Raw genomic sequence first — 20,760 nt, 5'->3', positions numbered from 1 at the left:
GATGACGCCATCGCGAGCAGGCTCGCTCCCACAAGTTACAGCGCTTTGACGTTGATGATCTCGACGTCAAAGGTCAAGGTTTTACCGGCCAGCGGGTGGTTGAAGTCGATCGTCACCTGGGTGTCATCGAATTCTTTTACCACACCGGGCAGCTCAGTATTGGCCGCATCGTTGAAGATCACCAGCAAGCCAGGCGACAGCTCCATATCCTTGAACTGCGAGCGCGGGATGATCTGCACGTTTTGCGGGTTCGGCTGACCAAAGGCGTTTTCCGGCTCGATGGTCAGGGTGCGTTTGTCGCCGACCTTGAAGCCGAACAGCGCCGCTTCGAAACCTGGCAACAGGCTGCCGTCGCCAACCTTGAAGGTCGCCGGGGCTTTGTCGAAGGTGCTGTCGACGGTGTCGCCGTTCTCCAGACGCAATGCAAAGTGCAAGGTGACTTCCGTGTTCTGGCCGATGCGTTGCTCAGCCAATACCTGTTCAGTCATGAACGGTTTCTCCGGTCTTTTTACTTTTGAACATATCCAGTGCAAGCATCACGGCACCGACAGAAATTGCGCTGTCGGCAAAGTTGAACGCCGGGAAATACCAGCGGTTCTGCCAATGCACCAGAATGAAATCGATCACATGGCCCAGGGCAATGCGGTCGTACAGGTTACCCAGCGCGCCACCCAGCACCAGCGCCAAAGCGACTGCCAGCCAGGTTTCGTTGCGCCCCAGGCGCTTGAGCCAGACCACCAGCACCGCACTGACCACCACCGCGATCAGGGCGAACAGCCAGCGCTGCCAGCCGGAGCTGTCAGCCAGGAAACTGAACGCCGCGCCAGTGTTGTAGGCCAGGGTCCAGCTGAAGTAATCGGGGATCACCACGATTTGCTGGTACATGCTCAGCGAGCTTTCGAAGTAGAACTTGCTGGCCTGGTCGATGACCAGGACCAGCAAGCTCAACCAGAGCCAGCTCAGCCGTCCGAAACGGCCAACGGCGTTAGGCATAGTGACGAACCTCGCCTGCGCCGCTGATGTTGTCGACGCAACGACCGCAGATTTCCGGATGCTCCGGGTTCGCGCCAACGTCTTCAGTGCCAGCAACGGGCGCACTTGGCATGGCTCGACTTGACCACTTTGAGCTTCAGGCCGCCAACTTCAGTGACCACGGAATCGCCCGGCGCCTGCACGAACGGCGCAACGGTGGCAGTCGAGGTAATCAACACGAAGCGCAGTTCGTTGCTCAGCTTGGCCAGATCGGCACTCAGCGCATCTTCGGCGAACAGCGTCACTTCGGCTTGCAGGTTGCCACCGACGGCCTTCGCCGCGCGCTGGATTTCCATTTCCTTGTTGACCGCGACCTTCACCGCCATGATCCGCTCCCAGTAGGCGCGGTCCAGCTCGAAGCCTTCCGGCAATTCGGTCAGGCCTTCATACCAGGTGTTGAGCATCACAGAGTCGTTACGCTCGCCCGGCAAGTACTGCCACAGCTCATCGGCGGTAAACGCCAGGATCGGCGCGATCCAGCGCACCAGCGCTTCGGAGATGTGGTACAGCGCGGTTTGCGCCGAACGACGGGCCTTGCTGTTGGCGCCAGTGGTGTACTGACGGTCCTTGATGATGTCGAGGTAGAAACCGCCCAATTCCTGCACGCAGAAGTTGTGGATCTTGGAGTAGACGTTCCAGAAACGGTATTCGCCGTAGTGCTCTTGCAGCTCGCGTTGCAGCAGCAGGGTGCGATCCACGGCCCAACGGTCCAGAGCGAGCATTTCTTCGGCTGGCAGGATGTCGGTGGCCGGGTTGAAACCGGTCAAGTTGGAAAGCAGGAAGCGCGCAGTGTTACGGATGCGCCGGTAGGCGTCCGCACTGCGTTGCAGGATCTGCTCGGAAACCGCCATTTCACCCGAGTAGTCGGTAGAAGCGACCCACAGACGCATGATATCGGCGCCCAGGGTGTCGTTGACCTTCTGCGGCGCGATCACGTTGCCCAAAGACTTGGACATTTTGCGACCGGACTCGTCGACGGTGAAACCGTGGGTCAGCAGCTCGCGGTACGGGGCGTGGTCGTCGATGGCGCAACCGGTCAGCAACGACGAGTGGAACCAGCCGCGGTGCTGGTCCGAACCCTCCAGGTACAGGTCGGCACGTGGACCGGTCTCGTGACCCATCGAGTGCGAGCCGCGCAGGACGTGCCAGTGCGTGGTGCCCGAGTCGAACCAGACGTCCAGGGTGTCGCTGATCTTGTCGTACAGCGGCGCTTCTTCACCGAGCAACTCGGCGGCGTCCATCTTGAACCAGGCTTCGATGCCTTCGACTTCGACGCGCTGGGCGACGATTTCCATCAACTCGACGGTGCGTGGGTGCAGCTCGCCGCTTTCCTTGTTCAGGAAGAACGGGATCGGCACGCCCCAATTGCGTTGGCGGGAGATGCACCAGTCCGGACGGTTGGCGATCATCGAGTGCAGACGCGCCTGGCCCCAGGCCGGAACGAATTTGGTCTCTTCGATAGCTTTGATCGCCCGCTTGCGCAGGGTTTCGCCGGTCGCAGGCTCTTTGTCCATGCCGATGAACCACTGCGCGGTGGCGCGGTAGATCAGCGGGGTCTTGTGACGCCAGCAGTGCATGTAGCTATGTTCAATGGTTTCGGTGTGCAGCAGCGCGCCGACTTCCGACAGTTTGTCGACGATGGCCGGGTTGGCCTTCCAGATGAACTGGCCGCCGAAGAACTCCAGCGATGTCGCGTACACGCCGTTGCTTTGCACCGGATTGAGGATGTCATCGTTGACCATGCCATAGGCTTTGCAGGTCACGAAGTCGTCTACGCCGTAGGCTGGAGAGGAGTGAACCACGCCGGTGCCCGCGCCCAGTTCGACGTATTCAGCCAGGTAAACCGGCGACAGACGATCGTAGAACGGGTGGCGGAAGTTGATCAGTTCCAGTGCTTTACCGGTGGCGGTCGCAATGACCGAGCCTTCCAGGCTGTAACGGGCAAGGCACGACTCGACCAGCTCTTCAGCCAGCACCAGCAGTTTGTCGCCGACGTCGACCAGGGCGTAGTTGAATTCCGGGTGAACGTTCAGCGCCTGGTTGGCCGGGATGGTCCACGGGGTGGTGGTCCAGATCACGATCGAAGCAGGTTTGCCCAGCGATGGCAGACCGAACGCGGCAGCCAGTTTGGCCTCATCAGCGATCGGGAAGGCCACGTCGATGGTCGCGGATTTTTTGTTCTCGTACTCGACTTCGGCTTCAGCCAGGGCCGAACCGCAGTCAAAGCACCAGTTCACAGGCTTCAGGCCCTTGAACACGAAACCACCCTTGACGATTTCCGCCAGGGCGCGGATTTCACCGGCCTCGTTTTTGAAGTCCATGGTCTTGTACGGGTTGGCGAAGTCGCCCAACACGCCCAGACGGATGAATTCGGACTTCTGGCCTTCGATCTGCTCGGTAGCGTAGGCACGGCACAGTTCGCGGGTCTTGTCCGCGCCCAGGTTCTTGCCGTGGGTCACTTCGACTTTGTGCTCGATCGGCAGACCGTGGCAGTCCCAGCCCGGAACATAAGGCGCATCGAAACCCGACAGGGTTTTCGAGCGGATGATCATGTCCTTGAGAATCTTGTTCAGCGCATGACCGATGTGAATCGTGCCGTTGGCGTACGGAGGACCGTCGTGAAGTACGAACTTCGGACGATCCTTGCCAATCTCGCGCAACTTACCGTACAGGCCAATACTGTCCCAGCGCTGCAGAATCTGCGGTTCGCGCTGTGGCAGGCCGGCCTTCATTGGGAAGGCGGTGTCCGGAAGGTTTAGCGTGGCTTTATAGTCGGTCATTTAAGGCTCTTCATTAGCGATTGGCGCTAGGTGCGACAGGGCACGGGCGGCGGCGACATCCGCATTGATCGCCGTCTTAAGCGCCTCCAGAGAGGCGAAACGCTGCTCTTCACGCAGCTTGTGGTGGAAAACCACCGTCAAACGCCGGTCATACAGATCGCCGGCAAAATCCAAAAGATGTACTTCGAGGTGGGCTTTGCCATCACCTTGGACCGTTGGCCGCACACCGATATTGGCGACGCCTGGCCAGGTCTTGCCGTCGATGTCGACGTTGACCAGATAAACCCCGGACAGCGGCACACGACGACGCTTGAGTTGTATATTGGCGGTCGGCGTACCGAGCTGGCGCGCCAGCTTCTGGCCGTGCAGGACTCGCCCGGCAATCCGGTACGGACGACCGAGTAGCCGCTCGGCCAAGGCAAAATCTGCAGCGGCCAGGGCGTTACGCACCTGAGTGCTGCTGACACGAATACCGTCCAGCTCGACGGTCTGCGCCGCTTCAACGGTAAACCCCTGAAGGACGCCAGCCTGTTGCAGGAAATCGAAATCCCCTAGCCGGTCACAGCCGAAACGGAAATCGTCACCGACCTCCAGATGCTGTACGCCGAGGCCGTCCACCAGAATAGTATCGACGAATTCGCTGGCGCTGAGTTTGCTCAAGCGCTGATTGAACGCCAGGCACAGCACCCGGTCGACACCCTCTAAGGCCAGCAGTTGCAGTTTGTCCCGCAAGCGGGCCAGTCGGGCCGGGGCGGTGTCCGGGGCGAAGAATTCTCGCGGCTGCGGCTCGAAAATCACCACACAGCTGGGCACGCCCAACTCGAGCGCACGCTCACGCAGCCGGGCCAGGATAGCCTGGTGACCACGGTGAACACCGTCAAAGTTGCCAATAGTGGCGACACAGCCCCGATGCTGGGGGCGCAGGTTGTGGAGGCCTCGAACCAGCTGCATAACGCGCTTCTTGCTCATAAAGTGGTCGATTATAACCACACCCGGCGGCCGACGACAGGCAACACCGTAACCCAAAGTGATCGAGCCGACAAAACAGTCGGCCCGCCCGTGTTTATCGAGACAAAAGCCTCAACTCAAAGCCTTGCGATTGAAGTCACGCAAACGGAAGCCCATCAACAGCAACATGCCGAAATACGCCACCACGCCGGCGATCACCAATGCGCCCAGACGCAGCAAACGCTCCAGCATATGCCCTTCCGCCCAAGCCGGCATGAAGTGCATTGCGCCCAGCAATACCGCGGACATCACCACCACCGCCACCAGCAGTTTGAGCCCGAACTTTGCCCAGCCCGGTTGCGGCTGATACATCTGCTGCTTGCGCAGCTGATAGAACAGCAGCCCGGCGTTGATGCAGGCACCCGCGCTGATGGCCAGGGCCAGACCGGCGTGAGCCAGCGGACCGATCAGCACAAGGTTGAACAACTGGGTGACGATCAGGGTGAAAATCGCGATTTTTACCGGGGTGCGGATGTTTTGTTGCGCATAAAAGCCCGGCGCCAGCACTTTGATGACGATAATCCCCAGCAAACCGACGGAATAAGCAATCAGCGCACGCTGGGTCATTGCCGCATCGAAAGCGCTGAACTGACCGTACTGGAACAGCGAAACCGTCAGCGGCTCCGCCAGAATCCCCAGCGCCAGGGCGCACGGCAATACCAGCATGAAGCACAGGCGCAGCCCCCAATCGAGGATCCGCGAGTATTCGTGGCGATCCTGGCTGGCATAGGTCCTGGCCAGAGTCGGCAGCAGAATCGTGCCCAGTGCCACACCCAGCACGCCGGATGGCAACTCCATCAGGCGATCGGCGTAATACATCCAGGACACGGAACCGGCCACCAGAAACGAAGCAAATATGGTGTTGATGATCAGCGAAATCTGACTCACCGAAACGCCGATGATCGCTGGCAGCATCTGTTTCATGACCCGCCAGACACCACTGTCGCGCAGATTCAGACGTGGCAGCACCAACATGCCGATTTTTTTCAGGTGCGGCAGCTGAAACAGCAATTGCGCCAGGCCTCCCACCAGAACAGCCCAGCCCAGCGCCATTACCGGCGGATCGAAATACGGCGTCAGGAACACCGCGAAGATGATCATGCTGACATTGAGCAGGGTCGGCACGAAGGCCGGCACCGAGAAGCGATTCCATGTATTGAGGATCGCTCCGGCCAATGAAGACAGGGAGATCAGCAATATATAAGGAAAAGTGACCCGCAGCAGATCGGTGGTCAGCTCGAATTTTTCCGGGGTCGTGACGAAACCCGGTGCCGTGGCCCAGATGACCCAAGGCGCGGCGAGCATGCCCAGCGCGGTGACCAGCGCCAGCACCAGCGTCAGCAGGCCCGAGACGTAGGCAATGAAGGTTCGCGTCGCCTCCTCACCCTTCTGGCTTTTATATTCGGCGAGAATCGGCACGAAGGCCTGGGAAAATGCGCCCTCGGCGAAGATCCGCCGCAGCAGATTGGGCAGTTTGAAGGCGATAAAGAAGGCGTCTGTCGCCATTCCCGCACCAAATGCGCGAGCGATAAGGGTGTCGCGAACGAACCCCAACACCCGGGAAAGCATTGTGATAGAGCTGACAGCGGCCAACGATTTGAGCAGATTCATTGAAAGAGTTTTTGCCTGTCGATAAACAGCAGGCGAACAACGCGCCCACTTATGCGATACTCCGCGCCGCAACAGCACAGAGCCAAAGCTCGCGAGTTTACAGGTCGCACGCCGGAAAGAAATATCCCGGCGCTCTATGCCTGCCACTTAGCGGATCGTCTCAACCGCCCTTGACAAGACATCAACTCATCGGCATGATTCGCGGCCTATTTTGTTTGCTATTTCCTAAAAAGTCTTTCGAGGAGCTCGACGGTGGCCAACACACCTTCCGCCAAAAAACGTGCAAAACAGGCTGAGAAGCGTCGCAGCCACAACGCCAGCCTGCGTTCCATGGTTCGTACCTACATCAAGAATGTAGTTAAAGCCATCGACGCAAAAGACGCTGCCAAAGCTCAAGCTGCTTACGTTCTGGCTGTGCCAGTTATCGACCGCATGGCCGATAAAGGCATCATCCACAAGAACAAAGCTGCTCGCCATAAGAGCCGCCTGAATGGCCACGTCAAGGCCCTGAACGTTGCCGCTGCTGCCTAAGCGACGCGCTCGTTAAAAAACCGACCTCAGGGTCGGTTTTTTATTGCCTGCGATTTATCAAATACACCACAAAAAAAATGTGGGAGCGAGCCTGCTCGCGATAGTGGACGTCCAGCCAGCATAAATGCTGAATGCCAGTCCGTTATCGCGAGCAGGCTCGTTCCCACATTTGGGTCTGCGTCAAATTATTGAGCGTGCGCCCACGGCAGAATGGGAATCGCCGTCACCGCATTCTGCGGGCTGCCCTCGATCAAACGATCGCTATAAACCAGATACACCAGCGTATTACGCTTCTTGTCGAGGAATCGCACCACCTGCATGGTCTTGAACACCAAGGATGTGCGCTCCTTGAACACCTCCTCGCCATCCTTGAGCTCACCCTTGAAGTTGATCGGACCGACCTGACGGCACGCAATAGATGCTTCAGCGCGATCCTCAGCCAGACCCAAGCCACCCTTTACGCCGCCGGTCTTGGCGCGCGACAGGTAGCATGTCACGCCATCCACCTTCGGATCATCAAACGCCTCGACAACGATACGGTCGTTCGGACCAACAAACTTGAACACCGTCGACACCTGGCCAATTTCATCGGCCAAGGCCAGCAGCGGCATCGCCAACAATAAGCCCAATAATCCTTTTGCCACACGCATTCAGGTATTCCTTCAGACCAGAATCAGGTTATCGCGGTGAACCAGTTCCGGCTCCGCCATGTAACCCAACAAACCGACAATCGCCTCAGACGACTGACCGATGATTTTTTGTGCTTCCAGAGCGCTGTAGTTAGCCAGGCCACGGGCGATTTCACGACCGTCCGGCGCCACGCAGACCACCATTTCGCCGCGACGGAAACTGCCCTGGACCAGCTTGACGCCCACCGGCAGCAAACTTTTGTTGCCCTGGGACAGCGCCGTCACCGCACCCGCATCCAGCACCAGCGTGCCGCGAGTTTGCAGATGCCCGGCCAGCCACTGCTTGCGCGCCGCCAACATGCCGCGCTCAGGTGACAACAAGGTGCCGACGCGCTCGCCCGCCTTGAGACGATCCAGCACTCGCTCAATGCGCCCACCAACGATGATGGTGTGCGCACCGGAACGCGCCGCCAGACGCGCAGCGCGCAACTTGGTCTGCATACCGCCACGACCCAGCGCTCCGCCCGTGCTGCCAGCCACCGCATCCAGCGCCGGATCATCGGCACGCGCCTCATAAATCAGCTTGGCGTCGGGATTGTTGCGCGGATCGGCATCGAACATGCCATCGCGATCAGTGAGGATCACCAACAAATCGGCCTCAACCAGGTTCGCCACGAGCGCCGCCAGCGTGTCGTTGTCGCCGAAACGAATTTCGTCAGTGACCACGGTGTCGTTCTCGTTGATCACCGGGATCACCTTGAGTTCGACCAACGCCCGCAGCGTACTGCGAGCGTTCAGGTAGCGCTTGCGGTCGGATAAATCGTCGTGAGTCAGGAGAATCTGCGCGGTATGCCGGCCATGCTCGGCGAAGCTCGACTCCCAGGCCTGCACCAACCCCATCTGACCGATGGCGGCAGCCGCCTGCAACTCGTGCATTGCACTGGGTCGTACGGTCCAGCCCAGACGACTCATGCCCGCCGCCACCGCCCCGGAGGACACCAGCACCAGCTCAACGCCCGCTTCGTGCAGGGCAACCATCTGCTCGACCCAGACACCCATTGCCGCGCGATCCAGGCCTTTGCCGTCCGCCGTCAGCAAAGCGCTGCCGATCTTCACGACCCAACGCTGCGCACCTGTCACCTTGCTCCGCATCATCTTCAACCTTAGCTTGAGGACAGCACGACCCGGCGCTGCCCTAACGTTATTCGTGACTACCGATTTCCAGATACTAAAACGCCGCTCTAGTGAGCGGCGCTTAAGTTTATCGCAACGAATCAGTCACGCACGTAAATGATTTCCGGACCGTCTTCGTCATCCACATCTTCTTCGTCCCAATCGTCATCACCGATGTCATGGACCGACTTCACGCCACTGCGACGCAGGGCACGCTGATCGTCCAGCGCCTGCAACTGGGCGCGCGCTTCATCTTCGATGCGCCGATCGAGCTCGGCCAGCTCTTCCTTGTAGGCCGGGTCGTTAGCCAGACGATCGGCACGATCTTCCAGGTAACGCATGATGTCATGGCAAAGACGCTCGGTGCCTTGCTTGGCGATCGCGGAGATCACGTAGACCGGACCGGTCCACTCCAGACGATCAACGATTTCCTTGACGCGAGCGTCGTGCTCTTCCTCAAGGATCTGGTCGCACTTGTTCAGCACCAGCCAGCGATCACGCTCAGCCAGGGAGGGACTGAACTTGGTCAGCTCGCTGACGATTACTTCAGCGGCATCCGGAGCACTGGTGTCATCCAGCGGCGCCATGTCGACGAGGTGCAGCAGCAGACGGGTACGCGACAAGTGCTTGAGGAAACGAATCCCCAGGCCCGCACCGTCGGAAGCACCTTCGATCAGACCCGGAATGTCCGCCACCACGAAGCTCTTCCAGCGATCGACGCTGACCACACCCAGGTTCGGCACCAGAGTGGTGAACGGGTAGTCGGCGACTTTCGGCTTGGCAGCCGATACCGAGCGAATGAAGGTACTTTTGCCGGCGTTCGGCAAACCGAGCAGACCGACATCCGCCAACACCTTCATTTCCAGCTTCAGGTCGCGCTGCTCACCCGGTTTGCCCGGCGTGGTCTGACGCGGTGCGCGGTTGGTGCTGGATTTGAAACGAGTGTTACCCAGACCGTGCCAGCCGCCGTGAGCCACCAGCAGACGCTGACCGGCCTTGGTCAGGTCACCGATCACTTCCTGAGTCGCGGAATCGATGACGGTAGTACCGACCGGAACGCGCAGCACCAGCTCCTCACCTTTCTTACCGGTGCAGTCAGTGCTACCGCCGTTGGAACCGCGCTCGGCATCGAAGTGCCGGGTGTAACGGTAGTCCACCAAGGTATTCAGGTTCTCGTCGGCAACCATATAAACCGAGCCGCCATCACCACCGTCACCGCCGTTCGGGCCGCCGTTTTCAATGAATTTTTCGCGACGGAAGCTCATGCAACCGTTGCCGCCGTCCCCGGCCTTTACTCGAATCGATACTTCATCAACAAACTTCATAACAAAACGCCTCTCGCCATACGGACGAGCCGAAAAAACCTAGACATAAGACTCTTGCAAAAATGAGCGCAGCGACCTCAATCAACGACCGCCAATACAGCGCTGGAGCCCATCACAAACAGCTTTGCAAGAGACTCACCCCACAAACGAAAAAGCCCCGTCGCAAGACAGGGCTTTTCCAGCAACTACGTAATTATGCCGCGACGACGTCAGTCTTCGGGACAATGCTTACGTAACGACGACCGAAGGCGCCTTTTACTTCGAACTTGATCACGCCGTCGATTTTAGCGAACAGAGTGTGATCTTTGCCCATGCCAACGCCGTAGCCAGCGTGGAATTGGGTGCCGCGCTGACGCACGATGATGTTGCCCGGAATGATAACCTGGCCGCCATACATCTTCACGCCAAGGCGTTTGGCTTCTGAGTCGCGACCGTTACGGGTACTACCACCAGCTTTTTTGTGTGCCATGAGTTCAATTCTCCTAGTGAGGAATTAGGCTGAAATTAAGCCTGAATACCGGTGATTTTGATCTCGGTGTACCACTGGCGGTGGCCCATACGCTTCATGTGGTGCTTACGGCGACGGAACTTGATGATGCGGACTTTATCGTGACGACCTTGGGAGATCACTTCAGCCACAACGGTAGCGCCAGGAACAACTGGAGCGCCGATATTCACGTCGTCGCCATTGGCAACCAACAGAACGCGATCAAAAGTAACGGATTCGCCGGTAGCGATTTCCAGTTTTTCGATCTTCAGGTATTCACCTGGAGCAACTTTGTACTGCTTGCCACCAGTAACGATTACTGCATAAGACATGGTATTTCTCCGATAATCCTGCTCACCCAGCTCTTTATAAGAAGAGGTATTGGCTGGCATGGCTGCATAAGGCTGGAAGGCCTGTTTGCAATTGCGTAAGGCAGGTGCTGCCCAGGAAGTTCAGGGTGCGCGATTGTACGCAAGCTGCCGGGGCGATGCAAGAGGCTGTCCATCGTGCCTTGACAGGCCCGGACGTGGGTCCTAGCATGCCGCGCAACCCTTCTGGAGCAACTGTCGCTGATGCAACCCCAAGCTTTCTACCGCGCGGTGGCGGACGATTTTAGCGCCGTCGACGGCATCATCAAGAAACAGCTGACTTCCCGAGTGCCGCTGGTATCGAAAATCGGCGACTACATTACCTCGGCTGGCGGTAAACGCCTGCGCCCGTTGCTCGTGCTGCTGTGCGGCAAGGCACTCGGCCGTGAAGGCGATGACCTGCGCCTGCTGGCCGCGACCATCGAGTTCCTGCACACCGCCACCCTGCTGCACGATGACGTCGTCGACATGTCCGGCATGCGCCGTGGCCGCTCGACCGCCAACGCCATGTGGGGCAACGCACCAAGCGTGCTGGTGGGCGACTTCCTGTATTCGCGTTCTTTCGAAATGATGGTCGAACTGGGCTCCATGCCGGTGATGAAGATCCTTTCGCAAGCCACGCGCATCATCGCCGAAGGCGAAGTGTTGCAGCTGTCGAAGGTCCGCGACGCCAGCACTACCGAAGAAACCTACATGGAAGTCATCCGCGGCAAAACCGCGATGCTCTTCGAAGCCTCGACCCACAGTGCCGCGGCCCTGGCCGGCGCCTCGCCGGAACAGAGCGAAGCACTGCGCACCTTCGGCGATCACCTGGGAGTGGCGTTCCAATTGGTCGACGACCTGCTGGATTACCGTGGCGACGCCGAAACCTTGGGCAAGAACGTCGGCGACGATCTGGCCGAAGGTAAACCGACGCTGCCGCTGATCTACACCATGCGCGAAGGCACTCCGGAGCAGGCTGCACTGGTTCGTCAGGCGATCCAGAAAGGTGGCATCGAAGATCTGGAAAGCATTCGCGAGGCCGTTGAAGCTTCCGGCTCGCTGGATTACACCGCGCAACTGGCCCGCGATTACGTGGCCCGTGCGATCAAGTGCCTCGACGCCCTGCCCGCCAGCGAATACCGCGATGCATTGGTGGAATTGAGCGAGTTTGCGGTCGCCCGCACACACTGACACATACCCTGTAGGAGCGCGGCTTGCCCGCGAATGCGATCTACCAGTCGACACCAATGTGACTGACACACCGCGTTCGCAGGCAAACCTCGATCCTACAAAATCATGTGCCACCCTCTCCCCGTATAAACCCTATATAATGTGCGCTTTTTAGCCATCCTGAATCCAAGGAGCTTTAGTGAGCACGTTGCCACCCTGCCCGAAATGCAATTCCGAATACACCTATGAAGACGGCGCACAGCTGATCTGCCCGGAGTGCGCCCACGAGTGGTCCGCCAGCGGCGAAGCCGAAGCGGCCTCCGATGACACCGTGAAAAAGGATTCGGTCGGCAATGTCCTGCAGGACGGCGATACCATCACCGTGATCAAGGACCTCAAGGTCAAAGGCACGTCGCTGGTGGTCAAGGTCGGTACCAAGGTCAAGAACATCCGCCTGTGCGATGGCGACCACGACATCGACTGCAAGATCGACGGCATCGGCCCGATGAAACTCAAATCCGAGTTCGTCAGAAAAGTCTGAATCTGCTGTATTCCATCCCGCGCCTGGCGTGGGATGGTGCTTCGCCCTTCCCCACATCACCCAGCATTCCCGCGCAGCAGCCAAACGCCAGTCGTTTTGACGCCCGGCAACCCCCCGCAGAAAAAAACACAAATCGCCAATAGACCCTTGCTATTTGATGAATAAGAATTATTCTCATTGAAACCCATCAATGGAGATGAGACTCATGACTTATTTGATCGATGCCTGGCTGGACCGCCCACATCCCTACCTCAGAATCCTGCATCGGGAAACCGGGGAAGTCTGTGCGGTGCTTGAAGAAGAAGCCTTGAACGAGCTACAGGATCAGGGTGATCTGGACGTCAACGGCTTGAGTTCCAGTGAGCCGGTGGTGCTCAAGGAACTGGTACGCAATCTGTTTCTGTTCTGCTATGCCCGGGCGTTGCGCCCGACGAATGAGCTGCATCACAAGATCGAAATATGAAAATGCAATATGTCGGAGCGAGCCCTGTGGGAGCGGGCTTGCTCGCGAAGAGGCCATAACATTCAAGATCATCGCTGAATGACACACCGCCTTCGCGAGCAAGCCCGCTCCCACATGACCGAGCCCGTTCCGACACTCAGGGATTACAGAACGTCGAGCAGTTCGACGTCGAATACCAGTACGCTGTGCGGCGGAATGCTGCCAACGCCTTGAGCGCCGTAAGCCAGTTCGCTCGGCACGTACAGGCGCCATTTGCTGCCGGCGTTCATCAGTTGCAGGGCTTCGGTCCAGCCAGCGATGACGCCGCCTACCGGGAATTCTGCAGGCTGACCGCGATCATAGGAGCTGTCGAACACAGTGCCGTCGATCAGGGTGCCGTGGTAGTGAGTGCGCACTTGATCTTCACGGGTTGGCTTGGCGCCTTCACCTTGAGTCAGTACTTCGAATTGCAGGCCGGAAGCCAGAGTGGTGATGCCTTCACGCTTGGCGTTTTCAGCCAGGAAAGCCAGACCTTCGCCAGCAGCGGCTTCAGCCTTGGCTGCCGCTTCGGCTTGCATGATTTCGCGGATCACCTTGAAGCTGGCGGACATTTCTTCCTGCCCCACACGGCTTGGCTTGCCGGCGAACGCGTCGGTCAGGCCAGCCAGGATCGCGTCCAGGCTAACGCCCGGTGGCGGGTTGTCACGCAGCTGGTCGCCCAACTGACGGCCAATTCCGTAGCTGACGCGGGTTTCGTCGGTGGACAGATTTACTTCGGACATGACACTGCTCCGCTATGCGGACGGCCCTGGAACTTGCCGTGCGTGCACAGCGCGTCCCGGAACGCGCCCGGAATCAAAAGGGCGAGCAGACTAGCACAGATGCCGCTACGTTGATGAGCGGCGTCGGCTGTTACGCAGAACGGAAGGTGATTGGAACTTTCAGGCTTTCCTCAGTGCTGGCACCGCACATTTCGTCCTGAACCGAGGTATGCACCACGTTGAACGACAGCTTGGGAAAGGCGTGAAGCACCTCACGCGCATGCTCGACCGAGCGAAGCTGCATTGTCTTGCCGTGGGCGTCGAGCAATGGATAGGCCGAGCCATGCATCCGAGCCTCCAGCACGTAGAACACGCCTTCCATCGAGATCAGGTTCAGCTCATCGATCTTTCCGGCGACGGCATACGCATTCAACTCTTGCAGGTTCATGTGCGCACCTCAGGCAGTGACGATCCCTACATGGATATGCCTCGACGCGCCAAAGTACAAGCCACAAACGGCACCGCCCGTCTGTTTCACACACCCTCCCACAAGGATCAGTGCTTGGTCAGCTTGTCCAGATAGCCCATGGCAAACGCCGACACCACGAAGGTCATGTGAATGACCACGTACCACTTCAAATGCTCGGGATCGACGTTCTTGGCATCCATGAAGATCCGTAGCAGGTGGATCGACGAAATCGCCACGATGGAAGCCGCGACCTTCATCTTCAACGAAGACGAATCCATGGTGCCCAGCCAGTTGAGCTTTTCCTTGCTGTCGTCGATATCCAGTTGAGAAACGAAGTTCTCGTAACCGGAGATCATCACCATCACCAGCAGGCCGCCCACCAGCGCCATGTCGATCAGCGACAGCAGTACCAGAATCAGATCCGACTCGGCCATCGAGAACACGTTAGGAATGACGTGGAAGACTTCCTGGAAGAATTTCAGTGCCAACGCCAGCAAGCCCAGGGACAAACCGAAATAGATCGGCGCCAGTAACCAGCGGGAGGCGTACATTGCATTTTCGATAAAGCGTTCCATTGAATCTCACACAAGGGGCTGGAAATGGCGGCGAGTATAACAGCCACCTGTTACACCCAGAAACCGCCGGAAAATCCGCAACCTGCGTGTGTGTGACAAAGTTTTTCTGCTAGTGTCCAGATCATTGAACGGTCAGCGACGTCGGACAGGAAAACTGGAAATGGATGTGCGATTGCCTTTAATGAGTGCCGGACTTTGCCTCACGTTACTCCTCGGAGGTTGTTCACCCAGCGATGAGAAACGTCAGGTCAGCCTCGAAGAAAAGATCGCACAGTTCGAACAATCCCTGGAGACGATCGAGGACCCCAAGCTCAAGGATGCCGTGGCCGAGCTAGGCGGTTCGCTGTTATTACTCGAGCGCGCGCAACTGAAGCTCGACACCAAACCAGTCGTCACCGAATACGGCGAAGATGCCCTCGCCGTGCTCAAGCACTACCCCACGCCCCAGGCGCTGGTCGACACCTACATCAACGGTCTGTTCGTGCTGCACAAGGAGTCCAGCTCGGATTACCTGACCGACCTGCAACCGGTATTCCCCTTCAATTTCAACATTCCGGGTGCGTTCCTTTTTCCTCATGGCCTGGAATGGCAATCGGTGACCCTGAGCAACAAGCGCGTCATCGCGTTCCAGCCGGAGTGGTCGGAAACCGATCCCGGCATTCAGTTGAGCCCGTCGAGCTCCAACCTGACCAACCCCGATGATTTGACGGTGACCTACCCCTTCATCGAAGGCCTGGATGTGGATAAGAAGAGCCAACCACAACCGGTGAGCCTGCAAGGCAAGGTGGAAGTCATCGCCCCACGCCGGCTCTACAGCTTCGATTTGACGAAAAAGGACGTCGGCCAGACTCGCACCAACGACAATCTCAGTGTCACCTTATTGAAACTGGGCAATAACTACGCCGAAATCGAATTCAGTAACAGCGTGCCGCTGGCCCCCGAGACACGTGACATTTCACTCAACCCATTGATCGTTCAGGCCAGGGACGCCACCGGGCAATTCCTCTCTCGCTCAGGGGCGATCAACGAAACCGCCGAGCAAATTGCGTTTTATCAAAAACAACTGACACAGATGCAGCAGCAGAAGGCCTGGAGCGAAGCGTTCGAAAAGCAGCTCGATGACGAGCAGCGTGCGTTTGAAAAGCAACAAATCCGTCATTACACCAAGGTCTATTTCAACGGACCGATCGACACCGTCGAAGTCAGCTTGCTGGACTTCTCGGCGGTCACGGTGACCCACAAGGACCTGGACCTGCCGATACGCCGCTTCGACCCGCACACCACGGAAAAAACCATCCAGCCACTGACCTTGCCGGTGGTGGTGTATGACGACCAGGCCGCGACCTGGCTCAAGGGCGCAACGCTGAACGAGGAGCAACTGAAAAAAAGCATCAGCATCAGTCAGTCGGTGGATGAACCGAGTGCCGCGCGCATCGAATTCGATCACCCCAGAAGCTTCAATGACGAACTGCTCGGCACCTCTTTCAATCCCGGCGAAAGCCCGGTGACGTTCTTTACCCAAGACCGCAACGGCCAGCGCGATGGACCGATCGAGCTGCCGCCGGAGGCGTATCAGGTCGATCCGATACGCGGCGCCATCATCTATGATCTGAACCTGTTTCCGGAAACTCCGGCCTACGCCGTGGGCTCCATGCCGCAGTTTCTGGCGACTGTCGACCAACAATCGTACGACGCCCGCCAATTGCCCAAAGGCCTTGAGCTCAAAGGAAATGCGTTGGTGGTGGATTTGAAGCTGTTTCCAGTCCAGGACTGGCGTTTTTTCGCCAAGGACGACAGTGGCAACTATCTGAAGGAGATTCTTTCAGTCAGTCACGACGCCAGCGCGCAAGGCCCGGCGTTATTTGCAGTGCATTACTTCTATGGCCAGCCCACACGTCTGGAAACTTATCAGCGAACCAACCTCACCACCGTGCAATACGGGTTTGAGGTCAAACTCGACAAGGCTGAGCCAGGCAACCTTGATCAATAGTCTATTCAGTGCTCGGGCCGAAACTCGGGACCGCTAAGGTTGCGGTAACGACCACCATTGATCTCTCGCAACTGGGCTTGCAGATGCAGGCACCAGATTTGCGGGTCGTCGGCCAGCTCGTAGCCATGCAAGGTCAGACTTTCAACGATGGTATCGAGGATCGATTCAGCCACGACCGGCCCACGGAACGGGCCTTGGGCCTTGATGGCGGAAGGCTGCTCGCCGGCCATTCCGGCGGCGAAGAGTAAGGTCCACATGCCCGTATCCCCCGCCAGTGGGCGGATGGCACATTCGATACGGGTCACAAGGCCCAGGCATTGACGGGTGAGGCAGAGGTTGCGCGACATGGCGGCGACCCTCGGTAGATCCGGTATTCAGCCTCCACGGGAAGGCTGTCTCGATCCAGTGATTACTGTCGATATCCTTGAGCAGATAATAGAAGAAAAGTCTGGCTCGCACGCGAACCGAGACTAGAAGGTGCCGAGTGGTCACTGCGTGAATATTGACGCCATTTTGACGGCGTTTTTTATTGGCATTGAACACAAAACCCTATGGGAGCGGGCTTGCTCGCGAAGGGGCATAACAGTCGACATTGATGTTGAATGTTAGTCCGTCTTCGCGAGCAAGCCCGCTCCACGTGGAGGTTGCGTCAGGCCGGTTTGATTTCCAGCATTGCTTCCTGCGCCAACTCCTTTTCGGCTTCCTTGAGGTCTTCTTCACTGACCATTTCCGCAATCACCCGCAAGCGTTCCACTACCCGCGCATTGATGCTGCCCTCAGGGAATTCGCCATTCTCATCCGGCGCACCGGCCGGCTCACCGACCAACAGGCTCAGGGCCTCATCGGCCTGGCGCACTGCGTAGACATGGAACTGCCCTGCGCGCACCGCCGCCAGCACCTTCTCGTCGAGCATCAGCGTGGCGACGTTGGCGTGAGGAATGATCGCCCCTTGCTCCCCCGTCAAACCACGGGCTTCGCAGAGTCGGAAGAAACCTTCGATCTTCTCGTTGACCCCGCCTACCGCCTGCACTTCACCGAACTGGTTGATCGAACCGGTAATTGCAAAGCACTGCTTGAGCGGGGTTTTCGACAAGGCCGAGATCAGCGTGCACGCTTCGCCAAGAGACGCGCTGTCACCGTCGACATAACCGTAGGACTGCTCCAGGGCGATGCTCGCGGAAATCGCCAGCGGGAATTCCTGGGCATAACGGCTGCCGAGGTACCCAGTGAGGATCATCACGCCTTTGGAGTGAATCGGCTGGCCGAGGTTGACCTCACGTTCGATGTCGACGATGCCGCTGCCGCCCGGATAAACCGTGGCGGAAATCCGCGCCGGCACGCCGAAGGCCGAATCGCCGACTTCCAATACCGTCAGCCCGTTGCATTTGCCGACAGCCGCACCATCGGTGTCGATCAGGATGATCCCCGCCAGCATGTCATCGAGAATCCGCGCCGAAACGCGCCCGGTGCGGGTCGCCTTGGCCTTGAGCGCACGCTCGATGTGCCCGGCGTCGGTCATGTCGTCACCCGCCAGGTCGCGAATGAAATCCGCCTCGCTGACCAGTTGGAACAAATCGCCGATTCGCGCCGACAGTCGCCCCTGATGCTCGGCCAGACGCGCGCTGTAAGTCGCCAGACGCGCCACCGCATCGGCGGTCAGCGGCGCCATGCCTTCCTCGGACGTACGGGTTTTGAGCAACTGGGCGAATTGCTCCAGGCTCTCGTCGACCATCGGGATGTCTTCGTCGAAATCCACCAGGACACGGAACATCTCCTGGAAGTCCGGATCGAGGTCTTGCAGCGTGTAGTAGAGCTGCCGGGCGCCGATGATGACGACTTTGACCTGCAACGGAATGTGTTGCGGAGTAAGGGTCATAGTGGCGAAACGGCCCATCTCCCCCAGCGGCGATTCCATTTTCAGTTTGCGCGATTGCAGCGCGCGTTTGAGCGCATCCCACACGAACGGCTCGCTGAGCATTTTTTCCGCTTCAAGAATCAAGAAGCCGCCGTTGGCGCGGTGCAGCGCACCCGGACGCAACTGTCGATACGTGGTGTAGAGCGCGCCCTGATCGGTGGTGTACTCGATGCGGCCGAACAAGTTTTCGTAAGTCGGGTGCGGCTCAAAGACCACTGGCGCACCGCCGCTGAACGGATGGCCGACCATCAGGCTCGGAGCGTATTGCTCTTCGAGCAATTTGCGGGCGATGGCGTCGGTCTTGCTGTCGTCCACCAGTTGCTCGACCACCGTCTTGAGCAGGTACACCTGCATCGCTTGCAGATAACCGCAAACGCCTGCGTTCTCCGCGTACTTTTCCGACAGCGGCGCGAGCAATGGCTGCAAAGCCAGGGTGATGGTTTCTTCGTTGAGCTGACGCAGTTGATTGCTCGACTCGCGCTTCCATTGCGGCAGGCTGGCGAGTTCTTCGTTCAACCGCTCTTCCAGCCCGGAAATGTCGTCATGAAAGCGTTCGCGTTCGGCTTCCGGCAACTGGGCGAACTCAGCCTCATCCAGCGCCTTGCCTTCGCTCATCGGGGTGAAGGCGATGTTGCTGCTGTCGCGGTAGAGCGCGACCTCTTTCTCCAGCGCCAGACGCTCGATCACATCCAGTGCACGGTCATAACGCTGATTGAAAGCGCGGTCGATGGCGCTTTTCTTCTGCTGATAGGACGGGTGCTCGAACACCGCCGGAAAGGTCGCCAGCAGGTTGTCGATCAAACCGTTGATATCACCGATGAAAGCACCGGCGGTGCCCGACGGCAATTCCAGCGCACGAGGCTCGCGCGGCTCATCGAAATTATTGACGTAGACCCAGTCCGCCGGGGTCTGCAGGCGCTTGCCTTCGGCCTTGAGGTAGCGTTTGACGAACGAAAACCGGCCGGTGCCGGGCTCGCCCATGACGAATACGTTGTAACCGGGGCGTGGCATGGCCACACCGAACTGCAAGGCTTCGACCGCACGTTCCTGGCCAAGCACACCGCGGAAGGGCTCCAGATCATTGGTGGTAGAGAAGCTGAACTGTTCAGCGGAAAACGGACGGGTCAGCGCTTCAGGCGCTAGACGCAAGCTGGCAGCAACAGGATCAGGCATCGGGCTTCCTTACATCAGGCGGGGCAGATAGCGGCATTCTGGCGCTGCCCGTACCTCACTGGCAAGGCGCGCCTATAGCCAAAGCTCAGACAAACCCTCAGCCTCGGGCCGAGTGGCTCAAAATCAGGGTTTTCAACGAATGTTTCGCAAAAAGTAACGGAACCCCCGGAACGTGCCTAAACTCCAAACTGCGCGGCTGGAACGAATAACCGGCCCACTGGCACCATTAGGGGCCAGCACCCTGTCCATTGGTATGCACACAAAGAGAACATAGCTATGAAACGGATTCTTCTCGGTACTCTCTTCACCGCTGTATCCATCAACGCCATGGCTCAGGCGCCAGGCGGTCCGGACTGCGGTTGGGGCAACATGCTGTTCGAAGGTCAGCGTGGCACCCCGGCACACTTCCTGGCATCCACCACCAACGGCACTTCCGGTAACGCAACATTCGGTATGACCTCCGGTACCAACGGTTGCTCGACCAACGCGTCGCTGACCTATGGCGGCAAATCCTGGATCGCCATGAATGGCATGATGAACGAGCTGTCCGAAGACATGGCTAAAGGTCAGGGCGAAGCGCTGACCACTTACGCCGTGGTACTGGGCGTGGCGCCGGAAGACCGTGCGCACTTCGCCGCTGTGACTCATCAGCACTTCCAGCAGATCTTCAGCAAAGCTGACGTGACCGCTGATGACGTGCATACCAACACCCTGGCCGTGCTGAAAAGCGATCCTCGTCTGGCCAAGTACGCCACTCAAGCTTAAGCTCGACCGGCCCGCTCTCTTTGGGGAGCGGGT

General features: G+C 58.5%; 20 protein-coding genes and 1 pseudogene. 6 read left to right on the top strand and 15 right to left on the bottom strand.

Features of this window, described 5'->3' with window-relative positions; translation table 11 throughout:
• Positions 1 to 35: 35 nt before the first annotated feature.
• The 5 genes and pseudogenes from fkpB to murJ all read right to left on the bottom strand — a co-directional run bounded on the left by fkpB (position 36) and on the right by murJ (position 6,431).
• Positions 36 to 473: an FKBP-type peptidyl-prolyl cis-trans isomerase gene (fkpB, locus tag PSH65_RS04370; protein WP_305426937.1), complete on the bottom strand. Its 438-nt coding sequence runs from the start codon at positions 471 to 473 to the stop codon at positions 36 to 38.
• 7 nt (positions 474 to 480) lie between these two features.
• Entirely contained in the window at positions 481 to 993 is a 513-nt protein-coding gene (gene lspA / locus PSH65_RS04365; RefSeq protein ID WP_305425080.1) for a signal peptidase II, read from the bottom strand.
• A pseudogene (ileS, locus tag PSH65_RS04360) lies at positions 986 to 3,812 on the bottom strand (isoleucine--tRNA ligase). Before ileS ends, lspA begins: the two are co-directional and overlap by 8 nt.
• Positions 3,813 to 4,763 (bottom strand): bifunctional riboflavin kinase/FAD synthetase, encoded by a 951-nt coding sequence (gene ribF, locus PSH65_RS04355; RefSeq protein ID WP_007901886.1) that lies wholly within the window; start codon positions 4,761 to 4,763, stop codon positions 3,813 to 3,815.
• Positions 4,764 to 4,892: 129 nt separating this feature from the next.
• Complete coding sequence (gene murJ, locus PSH65_RS04350; RefSeq protein WP_305425079.1) at positions 4,893 to 6,431, bottom strand: murein biosynthesis integral membrane protein MurJ; 1,539 nt, start codon at positions 6,429 to 6,431, stop codon at positions 4,893 to 4,895.
• Positions 6,432 to 6,683: 252 nt separating this feature from the next.
• Here murJ and rpsT point away from each other — a divergent pair, with 252 nt between their 5' ends.
• A complete protein-coding gene (gene rpsT / locus PSH65_RS04345) occupies positions 6,684 to 6,962 on the top strand; it encodes a 30S ribosomal protein S20 (RefSeq protein ID WP_007901883.1) in 279 nt (92 codons plus the stop codon).
• A 185-nt stretch (positions 6,963 to 7,147) separates the two neighbouring features.
• Here the strand turns inward: rpsT and PSH65_RS04340 are convergent, their stop codons facing one another.
• The 5 genes from PSH65_RS04340 to rplU all read right to left on the bottom strand — a co-directional run bounded on the left by PSH65_RS04340 (position 7,148) and on the right by rplU (position 10,908).
• Entirely contained in the window at positions 7,148 to 7,612 is a 465-nt protein-coding gene (locus PSH65_RS04340) for a CreA family protein (protein ID WP_305425078.1), read from the bottom strand.
• A gap of 12 nt (positions 7,613 to 7,624) precedes the next feature.
• A complete protein-coding gene (gene proB / locus PSH65_RS04335) occupies positions 7,625 to 8,743 on the bottom strand; it encodes a glutamate 5-kinase (protein WP_305426936.1) in 1,119 nt (372 codons plus the stop codon).
• A 122-nt stretch (positions 8,744 to 8,865) separates the two neighbouring features.
• The gene (gene cgtA, locus PSH65_RS04330; RefSeq protein ID WP_305425077.1) at positions 8,866 to 10,089 is read right to left on the bottom strand and encodes an Obg family GTPase CgtA; all 1,224 of its coding nucleotides are present in this window, start codon (positions 10,087 to 10,089) and stop codon (positions 8,866 to 8,868) included.
• A 193-nt stretch (positions 10,090 to 10,282) separates the two neighbouring features.
• Entirely contained in the window at positions 10,283 to 10,558 is a 276-nt protein-coding gene (rpmA, locus tag PSH65_RS04325) for a 50S ribosomal protein L27 (RefSeq protein ID WP_007901871.1), read from the bottom strand.
• Positions 10,559 to 10,593: 35 nt separating this feature from the next.
• Positions 10,594 to 10,908: a 50S ribosomal protein L21 gene (gene rplU, locus PSH65_RS04320; RefSeq protein WP_007901869.1), complete on the bottom strand. Its 315-nt coding sequence runs from the start codon at positions 10,906 to 10,908 to the stop codon at positions 10,594 to 10,596.
• A 240-nt stretch (positions 10,909 to 11,148) separates the two neighbouring features.
• On the opposite strand from rplU, the gene PSH65_RS04315 reads away from it, so the two are divergent.
• From PSH65_RS04315 to PSH65_RS04305, 3 genes are all read left to right on the top strand, one after another.
• Positions 11,149 to 12,117 carry a polyprenyl synthetase family protein gene (locus tag PSH65_RS04315; protein ID WP_030129461.1) on the top strand — a complete coding sequence of 323 codons (969 nt, stop codon included), beginning with the start codon at positions 11,149 to 11,151 and terminating at the stop codon, positions 12,115 to 12,117.
• 178 nt (positions 12,118 to 12,295) lie between these two features.
• Complete coding sequence (locus tag PSH65_RS04310) at positions 12,296 to 12,637, top strand: zinc ribbon domain-containing protein YjdM (protein ID WP_010467527.1); 342 nt, start codon at positions 12,296 to 12,298, stop codon at positions 12,635 to 12,637.
• Positions 12,638 to 12,842: 205 nt separating this feature from the next.
• A complete protein-coding gene (locus tag PSH65_RS04305) occupies positions 12,843 to 13,100 on the top strand; it encodes a hypothetical protein (protein ID WP_095055691.1) in 258 nt (85 codons plus the stop codon).
• A gap of 143 nt (positions 13,101 to 13,243) precedes the next feature.
• On the opposite strand, the gene PSH65_RS04300 is transcribed toward PSH65_RS04305, so the two are convergent.
• The 3 genes from PSH65_RS04300 to PSH65_RS04290 all read right to left on the bottom strand — a co-directional run bounded on the left by PSH65_RS04300 (position 13,244) and on the right by PSH65_RS04290 (position 14,884).
• Complete coding sequence (locus tag PSH65_RS04300) at positions 13,244 to 13,861, bottom strand: FKBP-type peptidyl-prolyl cis-trans isomerase (protein WP_007901858.1); 618 nt, start codon at positions 13,859 to 13,861, stop codon at positions 13,244 to 13,246.
• Between the two features lie 130 nt (positions 13,862 to 13,991).
• On the bottom strand, positions 13,992 to 14,288 hold the full coding sequence (locus PSH65_RS04295; RefSeq protein WP_305425076.1) for a DUF6482 family protein: 297 nt from the start codon (positions 14,286 to 14,288) through the stop codon (positions 13,992 to 13,994).
• A 107-nt stretch (positions 14,289 to 14,395) separates the two neighbouring features.
• Positions 14,396 to 14,884 (bottom strand): TIGR00645 family protein, encoded by a 489-nt coding sequence (locus PSH65_RS04290; protein ID WP_007901849.1) that lies wholly within the window; start codon positions 14,882 to 14,884, stop codon positions 14,396 to 14,398.
• A 160-nt stretch (positions 14,885 to 15,044) separates the two neighbouring features.
• On the opposite strand from PSH65_RS04290, the gene PSH65_RS04285 reads away from it, so the two are divergent.
• Positions 15,045 to 16,874: a hypothetical protein gene (locus PSH65_RS04285; protein WP_305425075.1), complete on the top strand. Its 1,830-nt coding sequence runs from the start codon at positions 15,045 to 15,047 to the stop codon at positions 16,872 to 16,874.
• 5 nt (positions 16,875 to 16,879) lie between these two features.
• On the opposite strand, the gene PSH65_RS04280 is transcribed toward PSH65_RS04285, so the two are convergent.
• A complete protein-coding gene (locus PSH65_RS04280) occupies positions 16,880 to 17,221 on the bottom strand; it encodes a hypothetical protein (RefSeq protein ID WP_007901845.1) in 342 nt (113 codons plus the stop codon).
• Between the two features lie 302 nt (positions 17,222 to 17,523).
• Positions 17,524 to 19,962 (bottom strand): Lon protease family protein, encoded by a 2,439-nt coding sequence (locus PSH65_RS04275; RefSeq protein WP_305425073.1) that lies wholly within the window; start codon positions 19,960 to 19,962, stop codon positions 17,524 to 17,526.
• A 276-nt stretch (positions 19,963 to 20,238) separates the two neighbouring features.
• Here PSH65_RS04275 and PSH65_RS04270 point away from each other — a divergent pair, with 276 nt between their 5' ends.
• Positions 20,239 to 20,727, top strand: coding sequence for a DUF3015 domain-containing protein (locus PSH65_RS04270; protein ID WP_007901840.1), 489 nt, complete (start codon positions 20,239 to 20,241; stop codon positions 20,725 to 20,727).
• The last annotated feature ends 33 nt before the right edge of the window (positions 20,728 to 20,760 follow it).

The organism is Pseudomonas sp. FP603 (assembly GCF_030687415.1).
GTDB lineage: Bacteria > Pseudomonadota > Gammaproteobacteria > Pseudomonadales > Pseudomonadaceae > Aquipseudomonas > Aquipseudomonas wuhanensis.
The sequence above is the reverse complement of the archived record's forward strand: the minus strand, read 5'-3'. Positions and strand labels throughout refer to the sequence as shown.